This window comes from Paenibacillus oryzisoli, assembly GCF_050467285.1.
Taxonomy (GTDB): Bacteria; Bacillota; Bacilli; order Paenibacillales; family NBRC-103111; genus Paenibacillus_E; species Paenibacillus_E oryzisoli_A.
In genome coordinates, this window is the sequence record NZ_JBCMUN010000023.1 from 1 (window position 1) to 21947 (window position 21947).

Here is a 21947-nt window from a genome sequence, read left to right on the forward strand (position 1 = left end):
GGAGCGGCGCTGCGCGCGCCGCTCGGGCCGGCCGCGGGCGCCGGACGATCGCTGACACGGTCAGCGGATCGTCTCGGCGCGCCAAGCGGCCGGCGCAGCCGCTGGATGCCCGCAGGGTCATCCAGCGCGGCAAGCTGCTCCGCGAGCAGCTTGGGCGGGTCCTCGTCCTGCAGCTGCAGCTTCCCGCGGACGAGGACGAGACGCCCTTTCTGCACCAGCGGAGCGGCGGTTTTCCAGGTCTCGGGGAACAAGACCACCTCGACTTTATCAATGCGATCTTCCATGTCCATGAAGGCCATGGGCTGTCCTTTTTTCGTCACGATCGTCTTGCTGCCCAGGATCATGCCGGCGACGAGCACCTCGCTGTTATCCGGCAGCTCGACTAATTGATGCAGCATGACGGCGTCCAGCGCGGCCAGCTGTTCCGTGAAGCTGTCCAGCGGATGACCGGAAATGTACATGCCAAGCAGTTCCTTCTCCAGCTCGAGCTGGCGGCTCTGCGGCAGCGGCGGGATGTCCGGCACCTCAACCTCCCAGTTCGGCTCCTCGACGAACCCGAACAGGTGGAGCTGTAAGTCGTCCCGTTCCTTGCGCCATTTGGCCGCAGATGCGATCGTTTCGTCCAAAATCGCGAGCAGCTGCGCGCGGTGGCCGCCCAACGTATCGAACGCGCCGCCTTGAATCAGCGACTCGATGACCCGCTTGTTGCACACCCGCAAATCGACGCGGCGGCAAAAATCAAGCAAACTCTCAAACGGACTTTTCTTCCGCTCGCTGAGAATCGCGTCGATCGCGTGCGTGCCGACATTCTTGATCGCGGCGAGACCGAAGCGGATGGCGCCAGCCTGCGGATCGGGTGTGAACACCGTGCCGCTGCCGTTCACATCCGGCGGCAGCACCGCTAACCCGACACGGCGGCATTCGTCGACGTACTCCGCCACCTTGCGGTGATTGCCCATGACGGCAGTCAGCATCGACGCCATAAAATAGATCGGATAATGCGCCTTGAGATAAGCCGTCTGGAATGCCAGAACGCCATAAGCCGTCGCATGCGCCCGCGGGAAGCCATAGTCGGCGAAGCGCACGATCATATCGTACACCCGGTTCGCTTCCTCCGCGGTGAAGCCTTGCTTCAAGCTGCCGGCCACAAAGTGTGCACGCTCTTCGTCCAACACTTCGCGTTTCTTCTTCGACACAGCACGGCGGAGCAAATCCGCTTCGCCGAGCGAGAAGCCCGCCATCGAGGAGGCGATCTGCATGATCTGTTCCTGATACACGATAATGCCGTACGTATCCTTCAAAATCCCTTCCAGCGTCGGGTGCGGATAGACGACCTCTACCTGTCCGTGCTTGCCTGCAATGTATTTCGGGATAAACTCCATCGGACCCGGACGATACAAGGCCACGACAGAGATAATGTCTTCGAACTCCGATGGTTTAAGCTCCTTAAGCACCTTACGGACGCCGCTCGACTCCAATTGAAAGACACCGGTCGTTTCACCCCGGCTGAGCATCTCGTAGGTGACCGGATCGCGGTCCATGTCCAGCCCGTCGAACACGATCTCGACGCCTTCCATGTCCGCCAGCCAATCGACGGTCCGTTCAATAATGGACAGGGTCCGCAGGCCCAGGAAGTCCATTTTGAGCAGCCCGATCGATTCCAGATGCTCCATCGTATACTGCGTCAGCGCGGTCTGTGCCGTGCCTTCTTGCAGCGGCACGTACTGCGTCAGCGGCTCCCGCGAAATGATAACGCCGGCGGCATGCGTCGAAGCGTGCCGCGGCATGCCTTCCACACGCATCGCCATGTTCAGCAGCTCCGCCGTTTTCGGCTGGCGCAGCACAAGCCCTTTCAGATCTGAGCTCGTCTGCAGCGCCTCCGCCAGCGTTACGCCGAGCTGGTGCGGAATCGCTTTGGCCGCACGATCCACATCGCCGTAAGGGATGCCAAGCACGCGCCCGACGTCGCGCACCGCCGCTTTGGCCGCCATGGTTCCGAACGTAATGATCTGTGCGACATGCTCGCGCCCGTACTTGGCCACGACATAATCGATGACCTCGTCCCGCCGCTCGTCGCTGAAGTCAATATCGATATCCGGCATCGTAATCCGTTCCGGGTTCAGGAACCGCTCGAAGAGCAGCTTATACCCCAGCGGATCCACATTCGTAATCCGCAGCACGTACGCCACGAGGCTGCCTGCCGATGAGCCCCGGCCAGGGCCGGTCATAATGCCTTTTTCATGCGCAAAGCGAATAAAATCCCACACGATGAGGAAATAGTCCGAAAATCCCATGTTCTCGATAACGCCGAGCTCGTAGGAGAGCCGCTCCTCCGCCTGCCGTTTGAGCGGGTCCGAGGCATCCTGCCACTGCGGTTTGGCGCCGTAGCGCTGCTCCAGCCCAATCCGACATAGCTGCGCAAGATAAGCGCCCGCCGTCAAGCCCTCGGGAATCGGCCGGAAGCTTGGTAAAATCGACTTCCCGAACGTCAGTTCGAGATTGCAGCGATCTGCAACAACCGCCGTGTGCGCCAGCGCCTCCGGCGCATGCGCGAAAAGGCGCCGCATCTCGTCGTCGCTTTTCAAATACATTTGGCTCGTGCCCATTTTCAAACGATCCGTGTCGGCCACGGTTTTGCCCGTTCCAATACAAATCAGAATATCCTGCACGACATGATCCGGTTCCTTCACGTAGTGCACGTCATTCGTCGCAATCAGCGGAATGCCGGTCTCCTGGCTCAGCTTGATCATCGCAGCCATCACTTTTTTCTGCTCGATCATGCCGTGATCCTGAATTTCCAGGAAATAATCGTCCCCAAAAATGTTCCTGTACCGCTCCGCCGTGTTCCGCGCCTCCTCATAGCGATCGTGGAGCAGATGCTGCGACACTTCGCTGCCCAGACACGAGCTGAGACAGATCAACCCTTCGGCATACTGCGCAAGATGCGCCATATCGATGCGCGGTTTATAATGAAAACCCTCCAGATGCCCGAGCGAGACGAGCTTCATCAGGTTGTGGTAGCCTTGCATATTCCGAGCCAGCAAAATCAAGTGATAGATCGGTTGCTCCTGCCTCGAGCCTTTGTCACGCAAAGAGCCTGCGGTGATGTACACCTCGCACCCGATAATCGGCTTGATCCCCCGCTGCTTGCATGCTTTGTAAAACGCAATCGCTCCGTACATGACACCGTGATCCGTCAACGCCAGCGAGGTCATGCCAAGCTCAGCCGCTCGGCCTACCAGCTCTTCCATACGTGCGGCGCCGTCGAGCAGGCTGTATTCGCTGTGAACATGGAGATGGACAAATGAACTCATCAGCTTTTCCCCCTTCCGTCCATAATTATTCCTTATATTTTATCATAATCCACCCAGCCAGTCCCATACAGTAAAAGAGGAAGTTGTCCCTACATTACCGGAAAGGAAGCGAGCAGACCATGGTTAGCTTTTGGGCCACTGTTATTATGCATTTCGCCATTGCCTTCGGCGTCGTCTTCGGAGGCAGTATGCTCAGCGGCGTCGCTGCCGTCCTCACCCTTCAATCTCCCACGGAAAAAATGCTAACCATCGCCGAAAACATTAAAATCTGGGCGATGGTCGCCTCCATCGGCGGTACCATTGACCCCATTCGCTATATTGAAAGCCATGTCGCCATCGGGCACTTGAACCCGGCGATCAAGCAGATTGTGTATATCGTCGTCGCCTTTATCGGCGCGCATTTCGGCACCTCCTTGATCCAAATGATCTGCAAGGGAGGCACCCAGCCTTGAGAATCCCGCATTTTGCGATGTATGCGCATCTCTTCAAAGGCTTCGCACTCGTCTTATCGGGCGCCATTATCGGAAGCGCGGTCTATATGAGCATCCACCAGCATGCGTACAATGAACTATATATCCAAATGCACAAATATTTGGAGGAGAACGCCGAACTCAAGGACGATCTGGACAGCTTGACAAAAACGAAAAACAAGCAATCCCTTGTCAGCGTCGTTAACGTCCACCTGCTCCCCAAAAACCAGGACGAGCTCATCAGCGAGGATATCCAGAAGGAAATCGAAGGCGACGTCAAAGGCGAGCTCAAGCTCGTCATCGGCCAAAAAGCCGCCTACGTCCGCGACTCCCAGCCGCTCTACGAAAGGCTCATCACCCAACGGACCTACGTCCTGCACGAAAAAAAATATGTGGTCGAAGTGAAATCCATCGTCCTGATTCAGAACGAGCTGACGGTCTGGATCACCGCCGAGGAGAAGCGCACATAATCGCGAATACGCGCGAAATATTGCAATCTCCGGTGAAAATCGCTAAAGTTAACAGTAAAATGGACTAAAGGACGGTTTTCACTTATGCTTGCAGCACAAACGATCCTCTTTTTACTCATTTGCGTCATGCTGGCGCTGACCGTATTCTACAGCTTCCGGTACCGCCGGGAAGCGGAGCCGACCAAACGCGGCCTCTATACGGCGCGCATGAACATTTGCATGGGCCTCATGCTGGTGCTCATCGCGATTACGCAAATTTTCTTCTTCAGCGAATCCAGTTTCCGCCGCATTTTCGGCACCGTGCTTGTCTTGATCGGCGTCTTCAATTTCTTCGTCGGCGTGCGCAACCACGGCCACTACGACCGGCAGCTGCGCGGTTAAATTACTTGCGCGGTCAGCATCGCCTTGGACACGAGCGACCCCGCGTGATAAATCTCAACATCAATTTTACCGAACTTCCGGCTCACCTCAATGATGGTGGGCTTTATTTCTATTTTGGCGTCAATCTGCAGCGGTTTGAGGAAGTAGGTCGACATGTTGTCCATCACGAGATCGCCCTTCTTGAACTCCTGCACGATCCGGTAAGCCGCCTGCGTCATCAGCGTCGTCAAGACGCCTTCCGATACGGTCCCGAGATGGTTCGTCATTTGCGGCGTGATGACGCCATGGAACTGCAGAGTCCCCTTCTCATCCCGCACCTCTTCCAGCCCCGACCAGATCAAATCTTCGAACGTCTCGCCGTTCTGCGGCTGCTTCTGGATGTACTGCATCGCCTTGAGCACGTCGCTGCGGTTGAGGACGCCGAGAATTTTGCGGTTGCCGTCCACGACGGGCAGCAGTTCAATGCCTTCCCACACCATCATGTGCGCCGCCGAGGCGACGGAGGTTTGCGGCGTGACCGTCAGCGGATTGCGCGTCATCAGTTTATCGACCGTCTGCAAAGTGTGCGCGCCGACCATGTCTTTCGAGGTCACGACACCGATAATCCGGTTCCACTCGTCGACGACGGGAAACCGGCTGTAGCCGGTATCCTCAGACAGGCGCTGCCAATCCTTCAGCGTGCTGTTGGCTTTTAAAGCCGATATGGTGACGCCCGAGGCCAAAATGTCCTCCACGAGCATAATTTTCTTTTTAATCAAACGGTCGTAGATCGCCCTGTTAATCATCGACGCGACCGTAAACGTATCGTAGCTGCTAGAAATAATCGGAAGCTCTAGTTCGTCGGCCAGCACTTTCACTTCCGTGGAGGTGTTGAAGCCCCCGGTGATCAGCACGCCGGCCCCTTGTTCCAGGGCGCCCAGATGCGCCCGGTTGCGGTTGCCGACAATGAGCAGACTGCCCGCTTCAATGTAGCGCATCATCGCATCCTGCTCCATCGCGCCGATGACGAACTTGTTCAGCGTTTTGTGCAGCCCGCGCGCACCGCCGAGCACCTGTCCGTCCACCATGTTGACGACTTCGGCGAACGTCAGCTTGTCGATATTTTGCCGCAGCTTCTTCTCTACCCGCACCGTGCCGATCCGTTCCTTCGTCGAAACGAGTCCCTGATTCTCCGCTTCCTTAATCGCCCGATAGGCCGTGCCTTCGCTGACGTCCATCCCCTTGGCGATCTTCCGCACGGAAATCCGGGTACCCAATGGAAGCTCCTCAATATGCCGCAGGATCTGCTCGTGCTTCGTCGTCGTATCTCCCGTTTGCAGTTCCAACTGTACCACCTCACTCATCGTATCCTGTACTATTCTGTACTATCAGTATAGCGTTTTTGCAGGAGGAGGACAATCTGCTTCCGGCTATGGCTGTGGAAAAACAAACATCCAACCCTATACAGGATCGGATGTTACATTTCCATTATAACAAACATATGTTCGATGTCAAAAAGTTTTGCGACTTCCTGCTTATTTGCGGAATTGCAGCAGCTTTTTGCGGCCTTGGAGGAGCTGCTCCGTTTGCCACTTCTTCATCCGGTTGATCCGGCTGAGCTCTCTGCGCTTCTCCTCGTCCACACCCAGAATTTGATGCAGATGGGCCGCGACCACCAGCAGCGCCATCACAATCCAGACACAGCTGAACACCATTTGAATGGAACCGACGTCCCTGAACTCCAGCATCGGAATGGAATAGAACAGCATGCCTGCCGCCATGCTCATGAACACGACATTTTTGAAACCTTTCATGGGATCATCACACCTTTCCCTAGCAAAATAACCACACCTTCTCCCAATGTATGAGACAAGTTGTGGTTATATGACTGGGGGCGTGACCCGCCTGCGCTATTCGAGCTCAAAGCCTTGCCCTTGCAAGAAGGCTTTCATATGCTTGCGCGGCCGCTGCGTCTTCGCGGCCATCTCCTTGGACCACGTCGTATCGGCCTTGCCGCCGGTCCGACGGTGCATATACTCGCGGATCGTCTCGTCGTAGACGTCGATCGCGGCGGGGTTGTCCGTGTACCGATTCTCGTGGTACACGGCTTCGAGCGGGAGCCGCGGGCGCAGCAGCGGCTCCTGATCCGGCATGCCGATGCACATGCCGAACACCGGGTACACGAGCTGCGGCAGGCCCAGCAGCTCGCTGACCTCGGCGGGCTTGTTGCGCAGCCCGCCAATGTACACGACGCCGAGGCCGAGCGACTCGGCGGCAACGGCTGCATTTTGCGCAGCTAATGCAGCTTCGACCGTGGCAATGATGAAGTTTTCAGCATTGCCGGTGATGGGGGCGTCCGTGTGGCGGCCCGCCGCCGCCGCGAAGCGGTGCAGGTCCGCGCACCACACGAGGAAGAGCGGGCACTCGCTGACGTAAGCTTGGCCGCCGGCCAGCTCAGCGAGCTGGTCTTTCAGCGCTTGATCCGTCACATGGATCACGCTGTAGGCTTGCATGTTGCTTGAGGTGGATGCGGCCTGCGCAGCTCTCAGAATCGCCGTACGCTGCTCAGCGCTGACAGGCTCCGGCGTAAATTTGCGTATGGAACGGTGACGGAGAAGTAAATCGATGACTTCGTTCATGATTCAAACTTCCTTTCTGCAAAGCACTACACTTTCAATCGTTTCCGCCCCTGACGATACAGTAAGGTCAACAACCAAGGGATCGTCACAATCAGCACAAAGACGATGAGATTGTAGAGGTTAAAAAGAACGATCGAGCCCGGCGTCTGCACTTTATACTTCCAAAGCGAGAGCAGTGCGGGATGCATGAGATACACACCGAAGGAGACCGCGCCGAGGGAAACGAACATTTTGCCGATAAGCGCCCACTTCTCTAGCAGCCACTTCGACAGCCAGATCAGGCTGATGCCGATACCGAGGCTGTACAGCAGCCAGAACAGCTCGTACCATGTATTTTCAAACGTATATCCCTTCAGCCCCGCTAGATAGAGCCCTGTATAAATCAAGCCGCACAAGAAGGAGGCGGGAATGAACCAGCTCTTGCTGCGCTCCAGCCACGCTCGAAACGCCGTATAGTTCATACCGATGGCGCCGCCAATCAGAAAATAGCCGAAATAGGTGATGCACAGCTCAGGCTTATGATCGATGGTACCGAACCAATGCGTGTAGATGTATACGCCAATTTGGATGGCCAGACCCCAGAAAGCGAGCGTTCGGCGGAACCAGGTCGCATTGCGGACGGCCCACACGAGCAGCGGAAAGAGCAAATAAAACTGCACGATGATGATCATAAAATACAAATGATAGCCGGAGTCAGCCCATTTCAGCTGCTTCAGAAAAACCTCCGGTTCGATCTTGATCGGATGTCCGGGCGTCCACAGCCACGGATTGTATATATAGTAGAAGAACGACCATACGATATACGGCACCAACACTTGGCGGACGCGCTTCCAATAGAAGATAAACGCCTGCTTACCGCTCCAGTTATCAGTATAAATATAGAACAACACGATACCGCTCAAAAAAATAAACACAGGTACAGCAAAATAGCTGATTTTATTTATAAACAGAACCAGCAGCGCCGTACTGCTCCCTTTCAGCGCCGGATCAACGGTCCAATCGGCTGTGACGTGGATTAACACCACCGCCAGTATGGAAATCGCTCTTACGATGTCGAGTTCGGTAATCTTCGCTTTTTTGGCCACGGTGTGATGCGATCCTCATTTCCTGCTCAGATACCTTTAATATAGCCCCTTTCGACGCTTTTCGCAACGCATCGACACGTAGCGCCCACCTGTGGCCGCGATGAGCGCGAGCAAGGCAGTCGCATACATCGCTTGTACGATGCCGAGATGCCGGTCAGTCCCCAACATAAGCCCGTGGATCAAAGCCAATACAAAAATCGGATACGACAGCATATGCAGCGCAAGCCACAGCTTTCTGCGAAGCTTCTGGCGCAGATCTGTCGTGAGGAGCACAAGCAGCAGACCATACATCGCAACGGTGCCGATTCCATTCAGAACAGGATTGTGCTTAGCCGTAAAAGGAACTAAAATCTCATGCCAGTCAAACGGCATAAATGTATCAATGATGAGCAACACGGCATGCAGAAGCGCCATAACCGTCCCCGCGTTGTTTAGAAACGTATGATAGCGGTGGAGCTGCGCTTTCTTCCTGCCTTTCATTTGCGGGTAGCCATACATAATCCCGATAACCATACCTGCCGACAAGCTCAGAAATGAGCCGATGCCCAAAACTCGAATCAGTGTCCACGTCGGAAATTGCAAGAACCAAGTTATCATCCTGTTTTCACTCCCTTCAGTCCGTGCCAAGCGAGCTCCAGCTTGGCACGGCTCGCTCGAATCAAATAACTTTCTCCACTTTCCGTATAAAGCAAAGCTTCCAAATCCGGCGCATTTCTCTTAAATAGTGCTGCGCCTTCCTCCAATCCTCGCAGGCAGAGCACCTTGGCCCACACCTCGCAATCCAGGAGATTGGGGCCTGCAACCGTACACTGTACAACGGAAGCTTCGCTAGGCCGCATCGTACGCGGATCGATCAAATGATGTCGCCACCCTTCCGCCCCTTGCCATCTGCGGCGCAACGTACTGGAAGTCGCGACCGCGCCCGCCATTAGCTCGGCAACCGCCTCTTCTTCCGGCGGAAGCCCGTACGGGTGCGCGATGCCAACGCGCCACGGTTCCTCCGGCGCCGCTCCGCCCCACACTGCTACATCGCCGCCGGCGTTCACAAGCCCGTGCGGCACTGCCCACCATTTGCGAAGGCCCGAGGCGATTTGCGAGGCAGTCCAGCTTTTGACAATGCCGCCCAAATCGATCGTGACGTCCGCAGGTATTTGCGCAGATTTCATCACCTGATCAAGCAGCAGGCATTCATATTGAACAGGACGAATAGCCTGCTCCGCACTAGCAGCAGCCCCTGCAAACTGCGGCAGCTTTTCAAACGAACGATCGTAGCCCGCACGCTGCAAGCTTTGGAGAATAAAAATGTTAAAAGCGCCTTCGGTTACTTCCATATAATGCTGTGATAGCGAAAGCACATCCAACATCGCTTCGGAAACGAAGCATCGTTTTCCCGCCTCCCGATTCAGCCAGGAAAGCTCGCTCTCCGACAGAAACCGGCTGAAACGCTGCTCGCTGCGGTCAAATCCCTGCTTGATCAGCGACTCCAGTTGAGGCTCATCCCGTTCCGAGCCCAGCACCACTTCGATTGCGGTATTCATGGCACGAAAGTGATAAGAACGCATCATGCCTTCCCCCTCCGTTTCGATCAAGATGCCGTGCTGCGCGTATGGGTTCTGCTCTGGCTTTGAGAAGATTGCGGCGATGTCTGGGACTGGGGCTGCTGGATTTGCGGCTCTGTTCTCTCCTGCGCATTCGGCTGTGACTGCCTATCGCCGTCGAAGCCGCGATTGCGGCCGTGTCTCCCCTTTCCCTGACTTGGCGGCTCCAGCAACTGCTCGCTTTGGCGTTCCGGAGCAGCGGCAACGGCAGGCTCTTCCTGCGCCTGAGAAGCTTTCTTCACCGCGGTTAGAAATTCGGGGCTGCCCTTAATGTGCTGAAACAAATAAAACAGCACCACAGCCAGTACGATGCCAATTTGCCACTTCGTCCATTTCGTCCATTTCCATATCGCGTTCATCTATGTTATCCCTTCCTCTCAACCTTGGCGATCTAATAACTTGATTATAGCGGGAACTTTCACCTTCGTCCTGAGAACTCCCTAAATTCTGGCTGAATCTCTGCTGAACGTTCTTCAGCCCAAAGAATGGGCGTTTTGGGCTATCCGCCTAAGCACCAAGGGATATATGTCCTCATATGATGGAGTAGTTTACTTTGCTTAAGCAATGCCATTTTTGATGCTGGAAGGAGTGTATGCTAATGACCAGAACGAAAGTTGGAGTATCCATTCAAAGCCCCAGCATCTTTTTGGATGATCGGACCGTTGTTCTAAGTGAAGGCATAGCAAGAAAATGGAAAGTGTCCTCTAATCAACCGATAACCTTGCGATTTGGTTCTTCGCTTCACGATGTCAGGGTGATTACAGCGAAAGTCTCGAATTGCCTTCGTGTAGACTCGAAGCTCGCGAACCGTTTAGGGCTGCACCAAGGCGCTAAAGTCAACCTCCACTATAAACAGCAAGCCAATACGCTGTCGGTCGGACCTTTAATCGGCGTTATGATCAGCCGTGTCTATGCAGGCTCGCCAAGCCGGCCTTTCGGTGCGATTACGGCTTTTTGCCGTGAATTGACGACTGCTTGCGAGCAGGTAGGCGCGGTCGTTTACTTTTTTCCGCCCAAAGAAATGCATGCCAATGCCCAGTCCATTGCGGCCCATTCCTACTCTGGCGGCAGCTGGACGAAAAAAACGTTTCCGATTCCAAATGTGATCTACAATCGGCTCACTTCCCGCAGATATGAAAATATGCCGAATGTGCAGCAATTTCTGAAAGATGCCAAGACGAACCACGGCACGCAAATTTTTAACGAGAAATATTTGAATAAAACGGAAGTGTTCGACGCCCTGCGCAAGGACAGCTCGCTGCACCGCTATTTGCCGGAATCGCACCTGTTCAAAAACTATGCCATGCTGCGTTCAATGGCTTCACGTCATCCGGTCTTATTTCTGAAACCGATCACGGGCTCGCTCGGTAAAGGCATCATCCGTATCCGACGTGAGGGAGATGTCTTCACCGCGCATTCCACGACGCTCTCCGGCGTGCGGAGACAGACATTCCCGAGTCTTTCCGCCGCTTTCCAGGCGCTCGCCGGCAAGCTGCGGGCGCAGCGCTATCAAATTCAGCAGGGTCTGAACCTGATTACGGCGGAAGGAAATCCGATTGATTTCCGTGCGCTCGTACAGCGCGGAGCCACCGGTCAGTGGGAGATTACATCGATCGTCGGACGCATCGCAGGCTCCCAGCACTTTGTCTCCAATTTGGCGCGAGGCGGCAGTCTCAGCACCGTGCCCGCAGCGCTGGCCAGAGCAGGCTTCAGCCCTGAAAACCGTGTCGCCATTAAAAGGCGTATGCGCAAAGCGGCCCTGGATATTGCCAAAGGGGTCGAGACGCAAATCCAGAGCCATTTTGGCGAGTTAGGCATTGACCTTGCCGTCGATACGAGCGGCAAAGTGTGGTTGCTGGAGGTCAATTCCAAGCCATCTAAAGACGACAATACCGCCTTGAACGCCGATAAAAAAATTCGGCCGTCTGTCAAAACATTGGTGAAATACGCACGTTATTTAGCGAAGTTTTGAGGTGAGCATATGCGCTGGACACCGCATCGCCGTCCGCGGCTTGGGATTATGGTGACTGAACGAAACCGGCCGCTTCCTTTTGCAGACGCCGCCTTCTATCGCATGCTGACCGCCTGCGGTGCCAAACAGGGCATCGAGGTGTTCGTCTTTTCGCCGAATCGTATCGATTGGACGCAATCGACCGTGCAGGGCTACGTCTACGATGAAGCGGACGGCTGGCAGGCGCGTAAGTTCCCGCTTCCTTCGCTGATCTATGATCGCTGCTTTTTTTCGGGCAAAGAAAGCTATACCGTTTATCGCCATCACGTTCGCAAGTTGCGCGCCCGGCGGGACATCCGGTTCCTAGGCAACGGGCTCGGGGGGAAATGGGAAGTAGCCCAGATACTGGCGAAAGACAGCGCACTGCTCCCTTATTTGCCTGAAACCGCAAGGCTGCACAGCGGCGCACAATTGAAAGCGTGGCTGGCCGAGAAGCAGGAGGCGTTCTTAAAGCCGGAAGGCGGCAGTCAAGGCAAGGGTGCCCTGCATGTGCAGCACACAAGAGAAGCCGGCAGCGAGCGCTACGTGGCAGAGGGGCGCGATGGGCGCAATCAGCCGTTGTCAAGGGCGTTCCCCGATTTCCCATCTTGCTGGCAGTGGCTTCGCATGGTCATTGGCGCTAGACCCTACCTGATTCAAGCGTACTTATCGCTTCATACCGCTGAGGGCATCGCCTACGACGTCAGATCGCTCATGCAAAAGAACGGGCGCGGCTTGTGGGAGATGACCGGGGTCGGCGTGCGCGCCGGCAAGCCCGGCAGCCTGACATCCAACCTTCATGGCGGGGGCAGCGCGGAGGAGGTTTCTTCCTTTTTGACGCGACAGTTTGGCGAAGCCAAGGCGAAAGAACTGCTGAGCGTCATCACGGAGCTGTCCTTGCGCATCCCGCCATTGCTTGAAAACGACCACGGACGGCTGGTTGAGCTCGGCCTTGATTTTGGCATTGATACCCAGGGGTGTATCTGGATTCTCGAAATCAATTCCAAGCCGGGACGTACCTTGTTTGCCGAACTGCGCGACGAGCGCGCCCGAGCCGACTCGATCGCCAATCCGATCCGATATGCACGTTTTTTGCTTCACCGAATGCCTGGCTAGGGCAGCTTAGCGAACCAGTCCGCGACAAGGAGGCAGAGCGCAATTCGCTGCCTGTTTTGCCACGGAGAGCCCTGGAAGGGCAACAAGTTTAGGAGGGTAACCTAATGAGTTTGACATCCTGTATGCTCCACGCCGCACCTCGAACCGACAAATCCGTCTACTTGACCAGCGATCTCGCCAAAGCTTTGCGGTTAACCGGCAATCGCACGATAACCTTAAAGGTTGGCAGCAAATCCGCCATACTCCCAATCCGACTCATCAAAAAAAGCGGCCAGCATATGCACATCCCGACATCCCTCATGACTACGTTGCGCATCCCGCGCGTCGGCAATGTCATGGTCGTCAGCAATTCCAGCCGAGAGCTGCGCATCGGGCCGGTCATCGGCGTCCTCACCAACATTGAAGGAAGTTCCAGACCCTTTGGCTCCAAAACGGGGTTCATTCGGCAGGTCATCAAAACGAATTCCGCCAAATCGTTCAGCTTCGCCTTCAGCCCGCGCAGCGTGAACTGGATTCAGGGAACAGTGACGGGCATCGTTCCGACCGAAAGCGGCGGCTGGGCGCGCAAAACGTTCCCGCTGCCGGACGTCGTTTACAACAGGCTTTCCTCCCGGAAAGCGGAGAAATCGGCGGGCATGGAGCATTTTAAAAACCGCTTCGTCCGCAAAGGCATTCCGATCTTCAACTGGAGCTTCTTCGACAAATGGGACGTGTATAAGCTGCTCGACGGCCACGACGCGTTCCGTTACGTACCGGAGTCGCGCATCAATCCAACGTCCGAACAGATTCGGGAAATGCTCGATAAACATAAATTCATCTACCTTAAACCAACGGCCGGCAGCCTCGGCATCGGGATCTTCCGCGTTACCTACAATCCGAAGCGCGGGTATTTTGTCCGCTATCGCAAAGCCGGCAAGAACGTCCTGATCCGCTACGCCAAATTCGAAGGGCTCATGGGGATGCTCGGGACCGATCGTGGGCGCCTCTCTCATTACGTGGCGCAGCAAGGCATCCGGCTGATCGAGATCGACAACTGCCCAATCGATTTCCGCTTCCATCTGACCAAGGACGGCAGCAATAAATGGGTTGTCGCTGCCATCGGCGCGAAGAAATCCGGCAAAGGCAGTGTTACGACGCATATCCGCAACGGCGGCATGTTGATGACACCGGAGCAAGTGCTGCGGCATGTGTACGGCTCTCGGGCGGAGCAGATTTTGCAAAACGCCAAAGATGCCGCGATTCAGCTTGCGTCGGGCATCGAGAGCAATTACAACCATTTGCTCGGCGAGCTCGGTTTCGATCTTGGCATCGACCAGAATGAGCGCGTTTGGATGTTCGAGGCGAACGCGAAGCCGGGACGCTCCATCTTCAAGCATCCCTCGCTCAAAGCCGGCGATGTCGCTACGATTCAGAACGTATACGATCACTGTTTGTTTTTGAGCCGCTTCCGCTCAAGGAGGGATGGCTAGATGGGACTCACCCTTCATGAAAAAAAGCAACGCCCGACAATGGCGATTCTAACGGTGAAAGACAGCGATCGCGTGTTCCGGGGGAATTTGAATAACTTTGTGGATTTGATCCGTACCGGCGAACAGCACGGTGTCGACGTCTACGTGGCCACGACGAAAGACCTCAAGCTCAGCAGCGAGGAAATGTACGGCTACCGCTACCACAGTGATTCCAAACGCTGGATTCGCGAGCTCGTACCTGCGCCGCAGGTGGTGTACAACCGCATCCCTTACCGGAAAATGGAAATGCGGCCCGAAGTCCAGCAGACGCTCCAAACGTGCAAGCGAAGCACTAGCGTGGAGCTGTTCAATCCGTCTTTTTTTAACAAATGGACGTTGTTTAGTTGGCTGAGCGGCGCCGCAGAGAGCAAACTCTACATTCCCGAAACGGTTCAGCTGAACGGGGTCAGCGATCTGTCTCAACTGATTCAGAAACATCCCGTACTCTATCTGAAACCTGTCAAAGGCAAGGCCGGCAAAGGCATCATGCGCGTGGATCGGCCGGCAGGCCGCCCCGACAGAGCGTATCGTCTCAGCCGCCAAGAGGATAAAAAGATGGTGCACAGCTTTCATCCAACGGCGGACGACATCTGGAAGGAATGGAACCGCCATCGGATCGGCCAGGACTATATCGCCCAGCAGGGCATCGATCTGACCCGCCACAAGGACCGCGCCTATGATCTGCGGGCGTTGATTCAAAAGAACGGCAAAGGCAGCTGGAGTGTCTCCGGCATCGGAGCCAGAGTTGCCGGCAAGGCGAGCATCACAACGCACGTCCCCCGCGGCGGATCCATCGGTGAGCCGCAAATGCTGCTGACGCATGCGTTCGGCGCCAAGGAAGCCAAGAACATGCTCAAAAAGGTTCGAACCGCCGCTATCAAGCTTGCCAAACAGATCGAGAAATCGTCTGGCGCCCAGCTCGGAGAAATGTCCATGGACATTGGCGTTGACAGCAAAGGGCGCATCTGGTTTTTCGAAGCGAATTCCAAGCCGATGAAATTTGACGAACCGACCATTCGCCGCAAATCGCTCGACCGGATTATTGAGTACAGTTTGTATTTAATCCACAACCGAAAAAGAAGGTGATGAAGCTTGGCTCCATTACGACTCGGCGTACTAGCGATATATTTAGGGGGATCGAGGCTCGAAGAACTGTCGTTCTTTAAAAGGCTCAGTCAGGAAGGCAGAAAAATCGGGGTTCAAGTTGAAGTATTCACACCAGGCGATGTCAGTGGGGAATCGGCGCGAACGCTGACCTATGTCCCGGAAAAAGGGACTTGGACGCGCAAACTCACCCCCCTGCCGCCTGTCATCTACGATCGCTGCCGGTACAAAGCCGCAGCGAACTATCAGATGCTGAAAGCTTTTCGCAATCGGCACTCCAAACTGATTTATTTAAGCAGGCCGCTCGCCAATAAATGGTCGATGCATCAAACGCTGTCTCAAAGCGCCACGATTAAGCCGTATTTGCCGGCGACGGTTCGCTATACGTCGGTATCCGATCTGCTTCGCTTTTTGAAAAAGCATAAATTGATTTACGTCAAGCCGAAAAACGGCACCGGGGGCCGCGGCATCCTTCGCATCGAACAGGTTGGGACAGATCGGTATCTGCTGCAGGGCCGCAATCATAGCCGGACGATCATCTCGCCGTTTCGCGCGAATGAACGGCAGCTTGAAATCAAGCTGCACTCACTGCGCCTAAGCCCTGATTATGTCGTGCAGCAGGGCATTCCGTTGACCCTACGGGACGGACGGGTGCATGACTACCGGCTCTTGATCCAAAAGAACGGGCAAGGCGAATGGGAAGTGACCGGCTGTGCCGGCCGGATCGGCCCGCATCGCAGTATTACGTCCAACTTGCACGGAGGCGGAAGCGCCGTCGCCCAAGACCGGCTGCTTGGCTATCGGTTCTCGCCCGACAAGATTGCCGGCATTAAAAACGAAATGAACAGTTTCGCCCATAAGCTGGCTGAATTCCTCGAAGTCAAGTTCGGCAAGCTCTGCGAGCTGGGCATGGATATTGCCGTGGATCCCAAAGGCGGCGTCTGGCTGCTGGAAGTGAACCCGAAGCCTTCGCGCGAAGTGTTCCGCCGCATCGGACAGCACGCTGTCTATCAGAAAGCGGTCTCCCGACCACTGGAATACGCGCTGTGGATGTCTAAACAAAAAAAAGCTCCGCTCTCGGAAGAAACAGAGACGGAGTCCACATAAACGAAAAGAAAGCCTGGCGAGTGATCGAAAGGCTTTCTTTTCGCGTTGGGCGCGGGGGCAAGCGGGTGGGGTATGCGAGAGGTTGCCGTGGCACCCCCTACGCTTCCAAATGCCCCAGATGGCCCATCGTCTGGACGAAAATTTGCTCGATATGCTCATCGTCCAGCGAGTAGTAAACCGTCTTGCCTTCCTTGCGGCGCTTGACGATACGCAGATCGCGCAAGTAGCGCAACTGATGGGAAACCGCGGACTGCTCCATGCCGATCAGCGTTGCCAAATCGTGCACACAAAGCTCCTGTTCGACGAGGAAAAATATGATTTTTACCCGCGTCGGGTCGCCGAGCGCTTTGAAAATATCGGCCATGCCCACTGCTTGCTGATCCGTAATTCGGCGGTCGGCCGGAATCGCATCGGCATGCGAGCAGGAGCAGGAGGCGTCCGCGCCTGTTTGCATCAACATTTTTTCCATTGCATGAATCCCTCCGCTCCGTCTGGTTATACTGGCAATGCGGGGTGCTCGTTCGTCGATTTCTCGATCTGCACTGTCGCATGGGTAATATTGAAACGTTTCTCAATCCGTTCAAGCGCCTGCTGCAAAATAGCCTGACTGTCCTGATCATCTTCGATCAGCAGATGACAGCTCAGCGAATCCATGCCGGACGTAATCGTCCATACGTGCAAATCGTGCACATCGCGAACGCCGGTAATGCTGGCCAGCGCCTGCTTGACAGTTTCCAGCTCGACGGAAAGCGGTGCGCCTTCCATGAGAATGTGCAGCGTCGATTTCAGCACGCTCCATGCTCCACGTAAGATAAGCAGCGATACGATGACACTGATAATCGGATCGGCCGCATACCAGCCGAAGAGCAGCATCGCGAGCCCGGCCAGGATCGCTCCGACAGAACCGAGCGCATCGCCGAGAATGTGCAGATAAGCGCTGCGCAGGTTCAAGTTGCCGTGCACATCGCCTTTGCGCATCAGCGACCACGCGCTGAGCAAGTTTGCGAGAAGCCCGACGAGCGCAATCGCCATCATCGTGCCGCTCGCCACTGGGGCCGGGTGCCGGAACCGTTCTACGGCCTCCCAAAGGATGAAACCGGCAATGACGAACAGCGTCACGGCGTTGAACAAAGCCGCCAAAATTTCAAACCGATGAAAACCGAACGATCTGCGCGGCGAAGCCGGCCTTGCCGCCAGCCACAGCGCGAACAGGCTTAACGCCAGCGAACCTGCGTCGCTCAGCATGTGACCGGAATCCGACAGCAGCGCCAGGCTGTTCGTCCACAGCCCGCCGGCAAACTCCAGAATCATGATACCGGCTGTGATCAGCAGCGCATAGGTCAAACCTTTGCGATTGCCCGCCCCGTGGTGGTGGTGGCCATGATGCCCATGATGATGGCCATGATGGTGATCATGGCTGTGGCCCGCGTGACTATGATCGTGGTTGTGGTCATGGTCTTTGTCGTGTGCATGATCGTCACCGTGCGTGTGGCTGCACCCTTGCCGATGTTGAGATTCTTGCGTCATGGACTCCCCTCCTTATCTGAACATCCATTCATATGAACAATTACTCATATGTTCATCATAACGAATCGAGCAAGCCAAAGTCAATGGGCAGCCGCGAAACTTGTCGGCAAAGCAAAAAGACCGCCTTCCCCCTTGGTTTAAAGGGGAAAGAACGATCTATAAATAGGAGAAATGACCCGGTTGTTGTTTCAGCTCAGTGTGACGCTTTTCGGGGAATCGTGCCGCCAATGCGAAAAAGCCTGCAATTTGGCATGAATTTGTTGGATTTTAGGCTAATTCAAGATAATTCCTGCGATAGAGCAGTTTTTCTCCTTCGTTTTCTTCAAATCGGGTCGATCCGTTAAAAATACCTGCCATATTGCAGGCTTTGCCCCGAAACTAGGCGGGCCATGCAAAAAAGAATTCCTGCTTAAATGCAGGTTTTCACGAAGAGCCCCTCGAGGGCCCCTCGGGAGAGTAAACCTCTCACGTTCCTGTTGCCGCTTTGTTCGCACCCGCTTCCACAACGTCGGGATCAAAAGTGATCGTCGCATTAAACAGTGTCGTAGAAATCGAGAAATCCCCCGTGATGCCGCCGCCCGCACCCGCATACGACTTCGAGGCGCTGGTCGGTGCGATAACGCAAGTATCGCCGTTGACCAGGTTTCCTTCATTCCTGATGATGTTGAATATTCCTACAAAAGAAGGCATGCTGATCAGCACCTTTACATCAATGTGCTACAGTCTATGCCGGGCGGGCGGCGTTTGCGACAGTTTATTGCGCAGGCACGTGATCCAGCAGTTCAGCAAAGCGCGTCAAGCGAACGTGCGCCCCTTCCAGCTCGCCGGATTCCCGGAAGCCGGCATAATCGCACGCTACGACGGTCAGGTTATTGCGCAGCCCGGCCTCCACATCGGAGGAGCGGTCGCCGACCATCCACGCGGATTCGACGCCGTGCGTCTCCAGCAGGATTTTAACCAGGTCGACCTTTGATTTCGTCTTATATTCCCCTGCGCTGTACAAGCCCTCGAACAAAGGGGAAATTCCCATTGCCTTCGTCACTTCTTTGACATAGTCTTCAAGCCCGTTGCTGGCAACGAACAGCCGGATGCCTTGCCCGTGCAGCGTGCGCAGCGTGTCTGAAACGCCTTCATACAAGACGCCGCGGCCATCTTTTAACCCTTCCATTTGATAATGGATCAGAAGCCGATCCGCTTCCTCCCGCACTTCCTGTGGCGATTCCGGCATGACGCGTTCCCAAATCTGCTCCAGCAGCATGCCCAAAGCGCCAAGAATCCGCTCTTCCGGCGGCGTTGCCCCTTCGTATAAGCCGCGTGCTCGCAGCGCGTCAAACGTGGCGTGATAAGCGGGCAGCAGCAGCGTCTCCGTTTGAAATAACGTGCCGTCCAGATCGAACAGCATCGCTTGAGGTTTCGTCAAAGTCAGCATGATTTCGCTCCTTTTTTTCTCCAAAGATAAACGGCTTCGCCGTCCTTTCAAGGACGGGAGCGTTTACTGATGGCATAGAGCCACTTCGAGGATATACTTTCTGATATGCTAAAAAATCTTCATGATCTTCATTAAGGATGGCAAACATACCCTTAGAAGTCAATGCACATCCGGGTAAAATGGTTATTGCCGTAGGAAATAAATTCAGTTATGATTGAAATGTGAAGTATTTATATGACAAAATGAAATTTTCATTCAATAAAACGATCATTTCCATCTACCGAAAGCGAGGAACACGTTGATGAACATTCATGTTTTTCAGAATCAGCAGGAGCTAAATGAAGCCGGAGCCGGCATTATCACTTCTCTCGTCCAAATGCAGCCGAAAGCGGTGCTTGGCTTGGCGACCGGCGGCACACCCGTAGGGATTTACGAGGAGCTTGTCAAAACGTTTAATAAGGGACGCGTCTCCTTCAAGCAAGTCACGACGTTCAACCTCGACGAGTATGTCGGCCTGCCGACCGATCATGCCGAAAGCTATCAGGCTTATATGAACCATCATTTGTTCTCTCACATCGACCTTCCTGCAAGCTCCGCACATATTCCGAACGGCAACGCGGGAGATCTGGAAGCAGAGTGCCAGCGCTACAACGACCTGCTTGAGGAAGCCGGGCAAATTGATCTGCAGATCCTCGGCCTCGGTCATAACGGCCATATCGGTTTTAATGAACCTGACGACGCGCTGACCAGCGGCACGCATATTGTCGAACTGAAAGAGGAAACGCGCGAAGCGAACGCCCGCTTCTTCGACTCCATCAACGAGGTGCCGACGCATGCGCTGACGATGGGAGTGGGTACGATTTTAAAAGCGAAAACAATCCTGCTCATCGTCCGCGGCGCCGATAAAGCGGAAATCGTTCACCGTGCGCTCACCGGCCCGATTACGACGGAAGTGCCGGCCACGCTGCTGCAAACGCACCCGCACCTCGTCGTGCTGCTGGATGCGGAAGCTGGGAGGCTGTTCAAATGAGCGAGCTGCTGATCACAGGCGCCCGCATCGTAACGGAGCAGGGCGTGATTGAAGACGGCGTCCTTCACGCCAAGGAAGGCCGCATTGCCTTTGCCGGCGGCAAAGCGGCATGGCAGCCGGAGACGGCAAGCCCGGCTGCCGAACGGATCGACGCGGCAGGCCGCTGGCTGCTGCCCGGGTTTATCGACGTGCATGTGCACGGCGGATACGGCGCGGATTTTATGGACGCGAATCCGGAGACGCTGGAGACGATCACGAAGTTTCACGCGCAGCACGGCACGACCGGCATGCTCGCGACGACGATGACGCAAACGCGCGAAGCGATTGATCGCGCACTCGGCGAGATCTATGCATACTCGCGCAAGGAAATGCCTTATGCCCAGCTGCTTGGCGTGCATCTGGAGGGCCCTTTCGTTTCGCCGAAATGGGCCGGGGCGCAAGACCCCAAGCTGATGCTCGATCCGCAGCTTGACTGGCTCCAGGACTGGGATGAGCGCTATCCGGGGCTTATGAAGCAGTTGACCTTGGCCCCCGAACGCGAGGGGGGCCTGGCCGCGATCGCGTGGCTGCGCGATCACGGTATCGTTGCCGCTTGCGGCCACACGGACGCCACTTACGCCGACATTCAGGCGGCGGCGGACGCGGGGCTCTCGCAAGCGGTGCACACCTTCAATGCGATGAAGCCCTTGCATCATCGCGAACCCGGTACCGTCGGTGCCGTGCTCACCGACGCCCGCATCAGCGCGGAAATTATCGCTGATGGCATTCACGTCCACCCGGCCGCGCTTCGGCTGGTGACGCTGGCGAAGCCGCCGCATGGCGTGCTGCTCATCACGGACGCGATGTCCGCCGCCGGGCTCGGCGACGGCCAATACGACCTGGGCGGCCAGGCCGTGACCGTGAAGTCGGGCGTCGCTCGCTTGACGGAAGGCGGCTCGCTTGCCGGCAGCACGCTGACGATGATCGACGCGCTCCGGTTTATGGTGCGCGAGGTTGGCGTCAGCGTAGAGGACGCGAGCCGCTTCGCGAGCGCCAACCCGGCGCGGCAGCTCGGCCTCAGCGCAACGCACGGCTCACTCGCCGCCGGCAAGCAGGCTGATGTGCTGCTCGTCAGCGAAGACCTTGCGCTGGACGGCGTATGGGTGCGCGGCAAGCAAATCCTAGCTTGACACAAAGAAAGCGGACGACCGATGCCCCGGT

22 protein-coding genes are annotated in these 21947 nt (G+C 55.8%); 10 read left to right on the plus strand and 12 right to left on the minus strand.

Going from position 1 to position 21947, the window contains the following annotated elements; all coding sequences use genetic code 11:
- A partial coding sequence (locus ABE504_RS29855) for a DNA polymerase III subunit alpha (protein ID WP_430096001.1) occupies positions 1–3314 on the minus strand: 3314 nt, incomplete at its 3' end.
- A 119-nt stretch (positions 3315–3433) separates the two neighbouring features.
- Between ABE504_RS29855 and ABE504_RS29860 the strand changes: the two genes are divergently transcribed.
- The 3 genes from ABE504_RS29860 (at position 3434) to ABE504_RS29870 (ending at position 4635) form a co-directional block, all read left to right on the plus strand.
- Entirely contained in the window at positions 3434–3766 is a 333-nt protein-coding gene (locus ABE504_RS29860) for a YtrH family sporulation protein (protein WP_430096004.1), read from the plus strand.
- Positions 3763–4254 carry a hypothetical protein gene (locus tag ABE504_RS29865; RefSeq protein WP_430096007.1) on the plus strand — a complete coding sequence of 164 codons (492 nt, stop codon included), beginning with the start codon at positions 3763–3765 and terminating at the stop codon, positions 4252–4254. Before ABE504_RS29860 ends, ABE504_RS29865 begins: the two co-directional genes overlap by 4 nt.
- An 84-nt stretch (positions 4255–4338) precedes the next feature.
- Entirely contained in the window at positions 4339–4635 is a 297-nt protein-coding gene (locus ABE504_RS29870; protein WP_430096009.1) for a YtpI family protein, read from the plus strand.
- On the opposite strand, the gene ABE504_RS29875 is transcribed toward ABE504_RS29870, so the two are convergent.
- The 7 genes from ABE504_RS29875 to ABE504_RS29905 form a co-directional block, all read right to left on the minus strand.
- Positions 4632–5978, minus strand: coding sequence for a DRTGG domain-containing protein (locus ABE504_RS29875; protein WP_430096012.1), 1347 nt, complete (start codon positions 5976–5978; stop codon positions 4632–4634). The genes ABE504_RS29870 and ABE504_RS29875 overlap by 4 nt on opposite strands.
- A 171-nt stretch (positions 5979–6149) precedes the next feature.
- Entirely contained in the window at positions 6150–6428 is a 279-nt protein-coding gene (locus ABE504_RS29880) for a hypothetical protein (protein ID WP_126141621.1), read from the minus strand.
- A 96-nt stretch (positions 6429–6524) separates the two neighbouring features.
- Complete coding sequence (gene nfsA / locus ABE504_RS29885; protein ID WP_430096015.1) at positions 6525–7253, minus strand: oxygen-insensitive NADPH nitroreductase; 729 nt, start codon at positions 7251–7253, stop codon at positions 6525–6527.
- Between the two features lie 26 nt (positions 7254–7279).
- On the minus strand, positions 7280–8338 hold the full coding sequence (locus tag ABE504_RS29890; protein WP_430096018.1) for an acyltransferase: 1059 nt from the start codon (positions 8336–8338) through the stop codon (positions 7280–7282).
- A gap of 36 nt (positions 8339–8374) precedes the next feature.
- A complete protein-coding gene (locus tag ABE504_RS29895; RefSeq protein WP_430096021.1) occupies positions 8375–8935 on the minus strand; it encodes a ferric reductase-like transmembrane domain-containing protein in 561 nt (186 codons plus the stop codon).
- Positions 8932–9903, minus strand: a complete 972-nt coding sequence (locus tag ABE504_RS29900) for an FAD:protein FMN transferase (protein ID WP_430096024.1) — start codon at positions 9901–9903, stop codon at positions 8932–8934. Before ABE504_RS29900 ends, ABE504_RS29895 begins: the two co-directional genes overlap by 4 nt.
- A 20-nt stretch (positions 9904–9923) precedes the next feature.
- Positions 9924–10295 (minus strand): hypothetical protein, encoded by a 372-nt coding sequence (locus tag ABE504_RS29905; protein WP_430096025.1) that lies wholly within the window; start codon positions 10293–10295, stop codon positions 9924–9926.
- A 239-nt stretch (positions 10296–10534) separates the two neighbouring features.
- Between ABE504_RS29905 and ABE504_RS29910 the strand changes: the two genes are divergently transcribed.
- From ABE504_RS29910 to ABE504_RS29930, 5 genes are all read left to right on the plus strand, one after another.
- Complete coding sequence (locus tag ABE504_RS29910; protein ID WP_430096028.1) at positions 10535–11908, plus strand: YheC/YheD family protein; 1374 nt, start codon at positions 10535–10537, stop codon at positions 11906–11908.
- A 9-nt stretch (positions 11909–11917) separates the two neighbouring features.
- Complete coding sequence (locus tag ABE504_RS29915; protein WP_430096031.1) at positions 11918–13042, plus strand: YheC/YheD family protein; 1125 nt, start codon at positions 11918–11920, stop codon at positions 13040–13042.
- A 104-nt stretch (positions 13043–13146) separates the two neighbouring features.
- Positions 13147–14511, plus strand: coding sequence for a YheC/YheD family protein (locus ABE504_RS29920; protein ID WP_430096034.1), 1365 nt, complete (start codon positions 13147–13149; stop codon positions 14509–14511).
- Positions 14512–15636 (plus strand): YheC/YheD family protein, encoded by a 1125-nt coding sequence (locus ABE504_RS29925; protein WP_430096037.1) that lies wholly within the window; start codon positions 14512–14514, stop codon positions 15634–15636.
- 6 nt (positions 15637–15642) lie between these two features.
- Positions 15643–16761 (plus strand): YheC/YheD family protein, encoded by a 1119-nt coding sequence (locus tag ABE504_RS29930; RefSeq protein ID WP_430096039.1) that lies wholly within the window; start codon positions 15643–15645, stop codon positions 16759–16761.
- Between the two features lie 97 nt (positions 16762–16858).
- On the opposite strand, the gene ABE504_RS29935 is transcribed toward ABE504_RS29930, so the two are convergent.
- From ABE504_RS29935 to ABE504_RS29950, 4 genes are all read right to left on the minus strand, one after another.
- Entirely contained in the window at positions 16859–17230 is a 372-nt protein-coding gene (locus ABE504_RS29935) for an ArsR/SmtB family transcription factor (RefSeq protein ID WP_430096041.1), read from the minus strand.
- Positions 17231–17256: 26 nt separating this feature from the next.
- Positions 17257–18288 carry a cation diffusion facilitator family transporter gene (locus tag ABE504_RS29940; protein ID WP_430096044.1) on the minus strand — a complete coding sequence of 344 codons (1032 nt, stop codon included), beginning with the start codon at positions 18286–18288 and terminating at the stop codon, positions 17257–17259.
- 465 nt (positions 18289–18753) lie between these two features.
- Entirely contained in the window at positions 18754–18978 is a 225-nt protein-coding gene (locus tag ABE504_RS29945) for a spore germination protein (RefSeq protein WP_430096046.1), read from the minus strand.
- 64 nt (positions 18979–19042) lie between these two features.
- Positions 19043–19717 carry an HAD family hydrolase gene (locus ABE504_RS29950; protein WP_430096048.1) on the minus strand — a complete coding sequence of 225 codons (675 nt, stop codon included), beginning with the start codon at positions 19715–19717 and terminating at the stop codon, positions 19043–19045.
- A 301-nt stretch (positions 19718–20018) separates the two neighbouring features.
- Between ABE504_RS29950 and nagB the strand changes: the two genes are divergently transcribed.
- Positions 20019–20747 carry a glucosamine-6-phosphate deaminase gene (nagB, locus tag ABE504_RS29955; protein ID WP_430096051.1) on the plus strand — a complete coding sequence of 243 codons (729 nt, stop codon included), beginning with the start codon at positions 20019–20021 and terminating at the stop codon, positions 20745–20747.
- Entirely contained in the window at positions 20744–21916 is a 1173-nt protein-coding gene (gene nagA / locus ABE504_RS29960) for an N-acetylglucosamine-6-phosphate deacetylase (RefSeq protein ID WP_430096054.1), read from the plus strand. Before nagB ends, nagA begins: the two co-directional genes overlap by 4 nt.
- Positions 21917–21947 lie beyond the last annotated feature (31 nt).

Bases quoted from the DNA above. Each gene is read 5' to 3' on its own strand.
- ABE504_RS29860 (WP_430096004.1), top strand. From the start codon at position 3,434: ATGGTTAGCTTTTGGGCCACTGTTATTATGCATTTCGCCATTGCCTTC.
- ABE504_RS29870 (WP_430096009.1), top strand. From the start codon at position 4,339: ATGCTTGCAGCACAAACGATCCTCTTTTTACTCATTTGCGTCATGCTG.
- ABE504_RS29875 (WP_430096012.1), bottom strand. From the start codon at position 5,978: ATGAGTGAGGTGGTACAGTTGGAACTGCAAACGGGAGATACGACGACG.
- ABE504_RS29880 (WP_126141621.1), bottom strand. From the start codon at position 6,428: ATGAAAGGTTTCAAAAATGTCGTGTTCATGAGCATGGCGGCAGGCATG.
- nfsA (WP_430096015.1), bottom strand. From the start codon at position 7,253: ATGAACGAAGTCATCGATTTACTTCTCCGTCACCGTTCCATACGCAAA.
- ABE504_RS29895 (WP_430096021.1), bottom strand. From the start codon at position 8,935: ATGATAACTTGGTTCTTGCAATTTCCGACGTGGACACTGATTCGAGTT.
- ABE504_RS29900 (WP_430096024.1), bottom strand. From the start codon at position 9,903: ATGATGCGTTCTTATCACTTTCGTGCCATGAATACCGCAATCGAAGTG.
- ABE504_RS29905 (WP_430096025.1), bottom strand. From the start codon at position 10,295: ATGAACGCGATATGGAAATGGACGAAATGGACGAAGTGGCAAATTGGC.
- ABE504_RS29910 (WP_430096028.1), top strand. From the start codon at position 10,535: ATGACCAGAACGAAAGTTGGAGTATCCATTCAAAGCCCCAGCATCTTT.
- ABE504_RS29915 (WP_430096031.1), top strand. From the start codon at position 11,918: ATGCGCTGGACACCGCATCGCCGTCCGCGGCTTGGGATTATGGTGACT.
- ABE504_RS29920 (WP_430096034.1), top strand. From the start codon at position 13,147: ATGAGTTTGACATCCTGTATGCTCCACGCCGCACCTCGAACCGACAAA.
- ABE504_RS29925 (WP_430096037.1), top strand. From the start codon at position 14,512: ATGGGACTCACCCTTCATGAAAAAAAGCAACGCCCGACAATGGCGATT.
- ABE504_RS29935 (WP_430096041.1), bottom strand. From the start codon at position 17,230: ATGGAAAAAATGTTGATGCAAACAGGCGCGGACGCCTCCTGCTCCTGC.
- ABE504_RS29940 (WP_430096044.1), bottom strand. From the start codon at position 18,288: ATGACGCAAGAATCTCAACATCGGCAAGGGTGCAGCCACACGCACGGT.
- ABE504_RS29945 (WP_430096046.1), bottom strand. From the start codon at position 18,978: ATGCCTTCTTTTGTAGGAATATTCAACATCATCAGGAATGAAGGAAAC.
- ABE504_RS29950 (WP_430096048.1), bottom strand. From the start codon at position 19,717: ATGCTGACTTTGACGAAACCTCAAGCGATGCTGTTCGATCTGGACGGC.
- nagB (WP_430096051.1), top strand. From the start codon at position 20,019: ATGAACATTCATGTTTTTCAGAATCAGCAGGAGCTAAATGAAGCCGGA.
- nagA (WP_430096054.1), top strand. From the start codon at position 20,744: ATGAGCGAGCTGCTGATCACAGGCGCCCGCATCGTAACGGAGCAGGGC.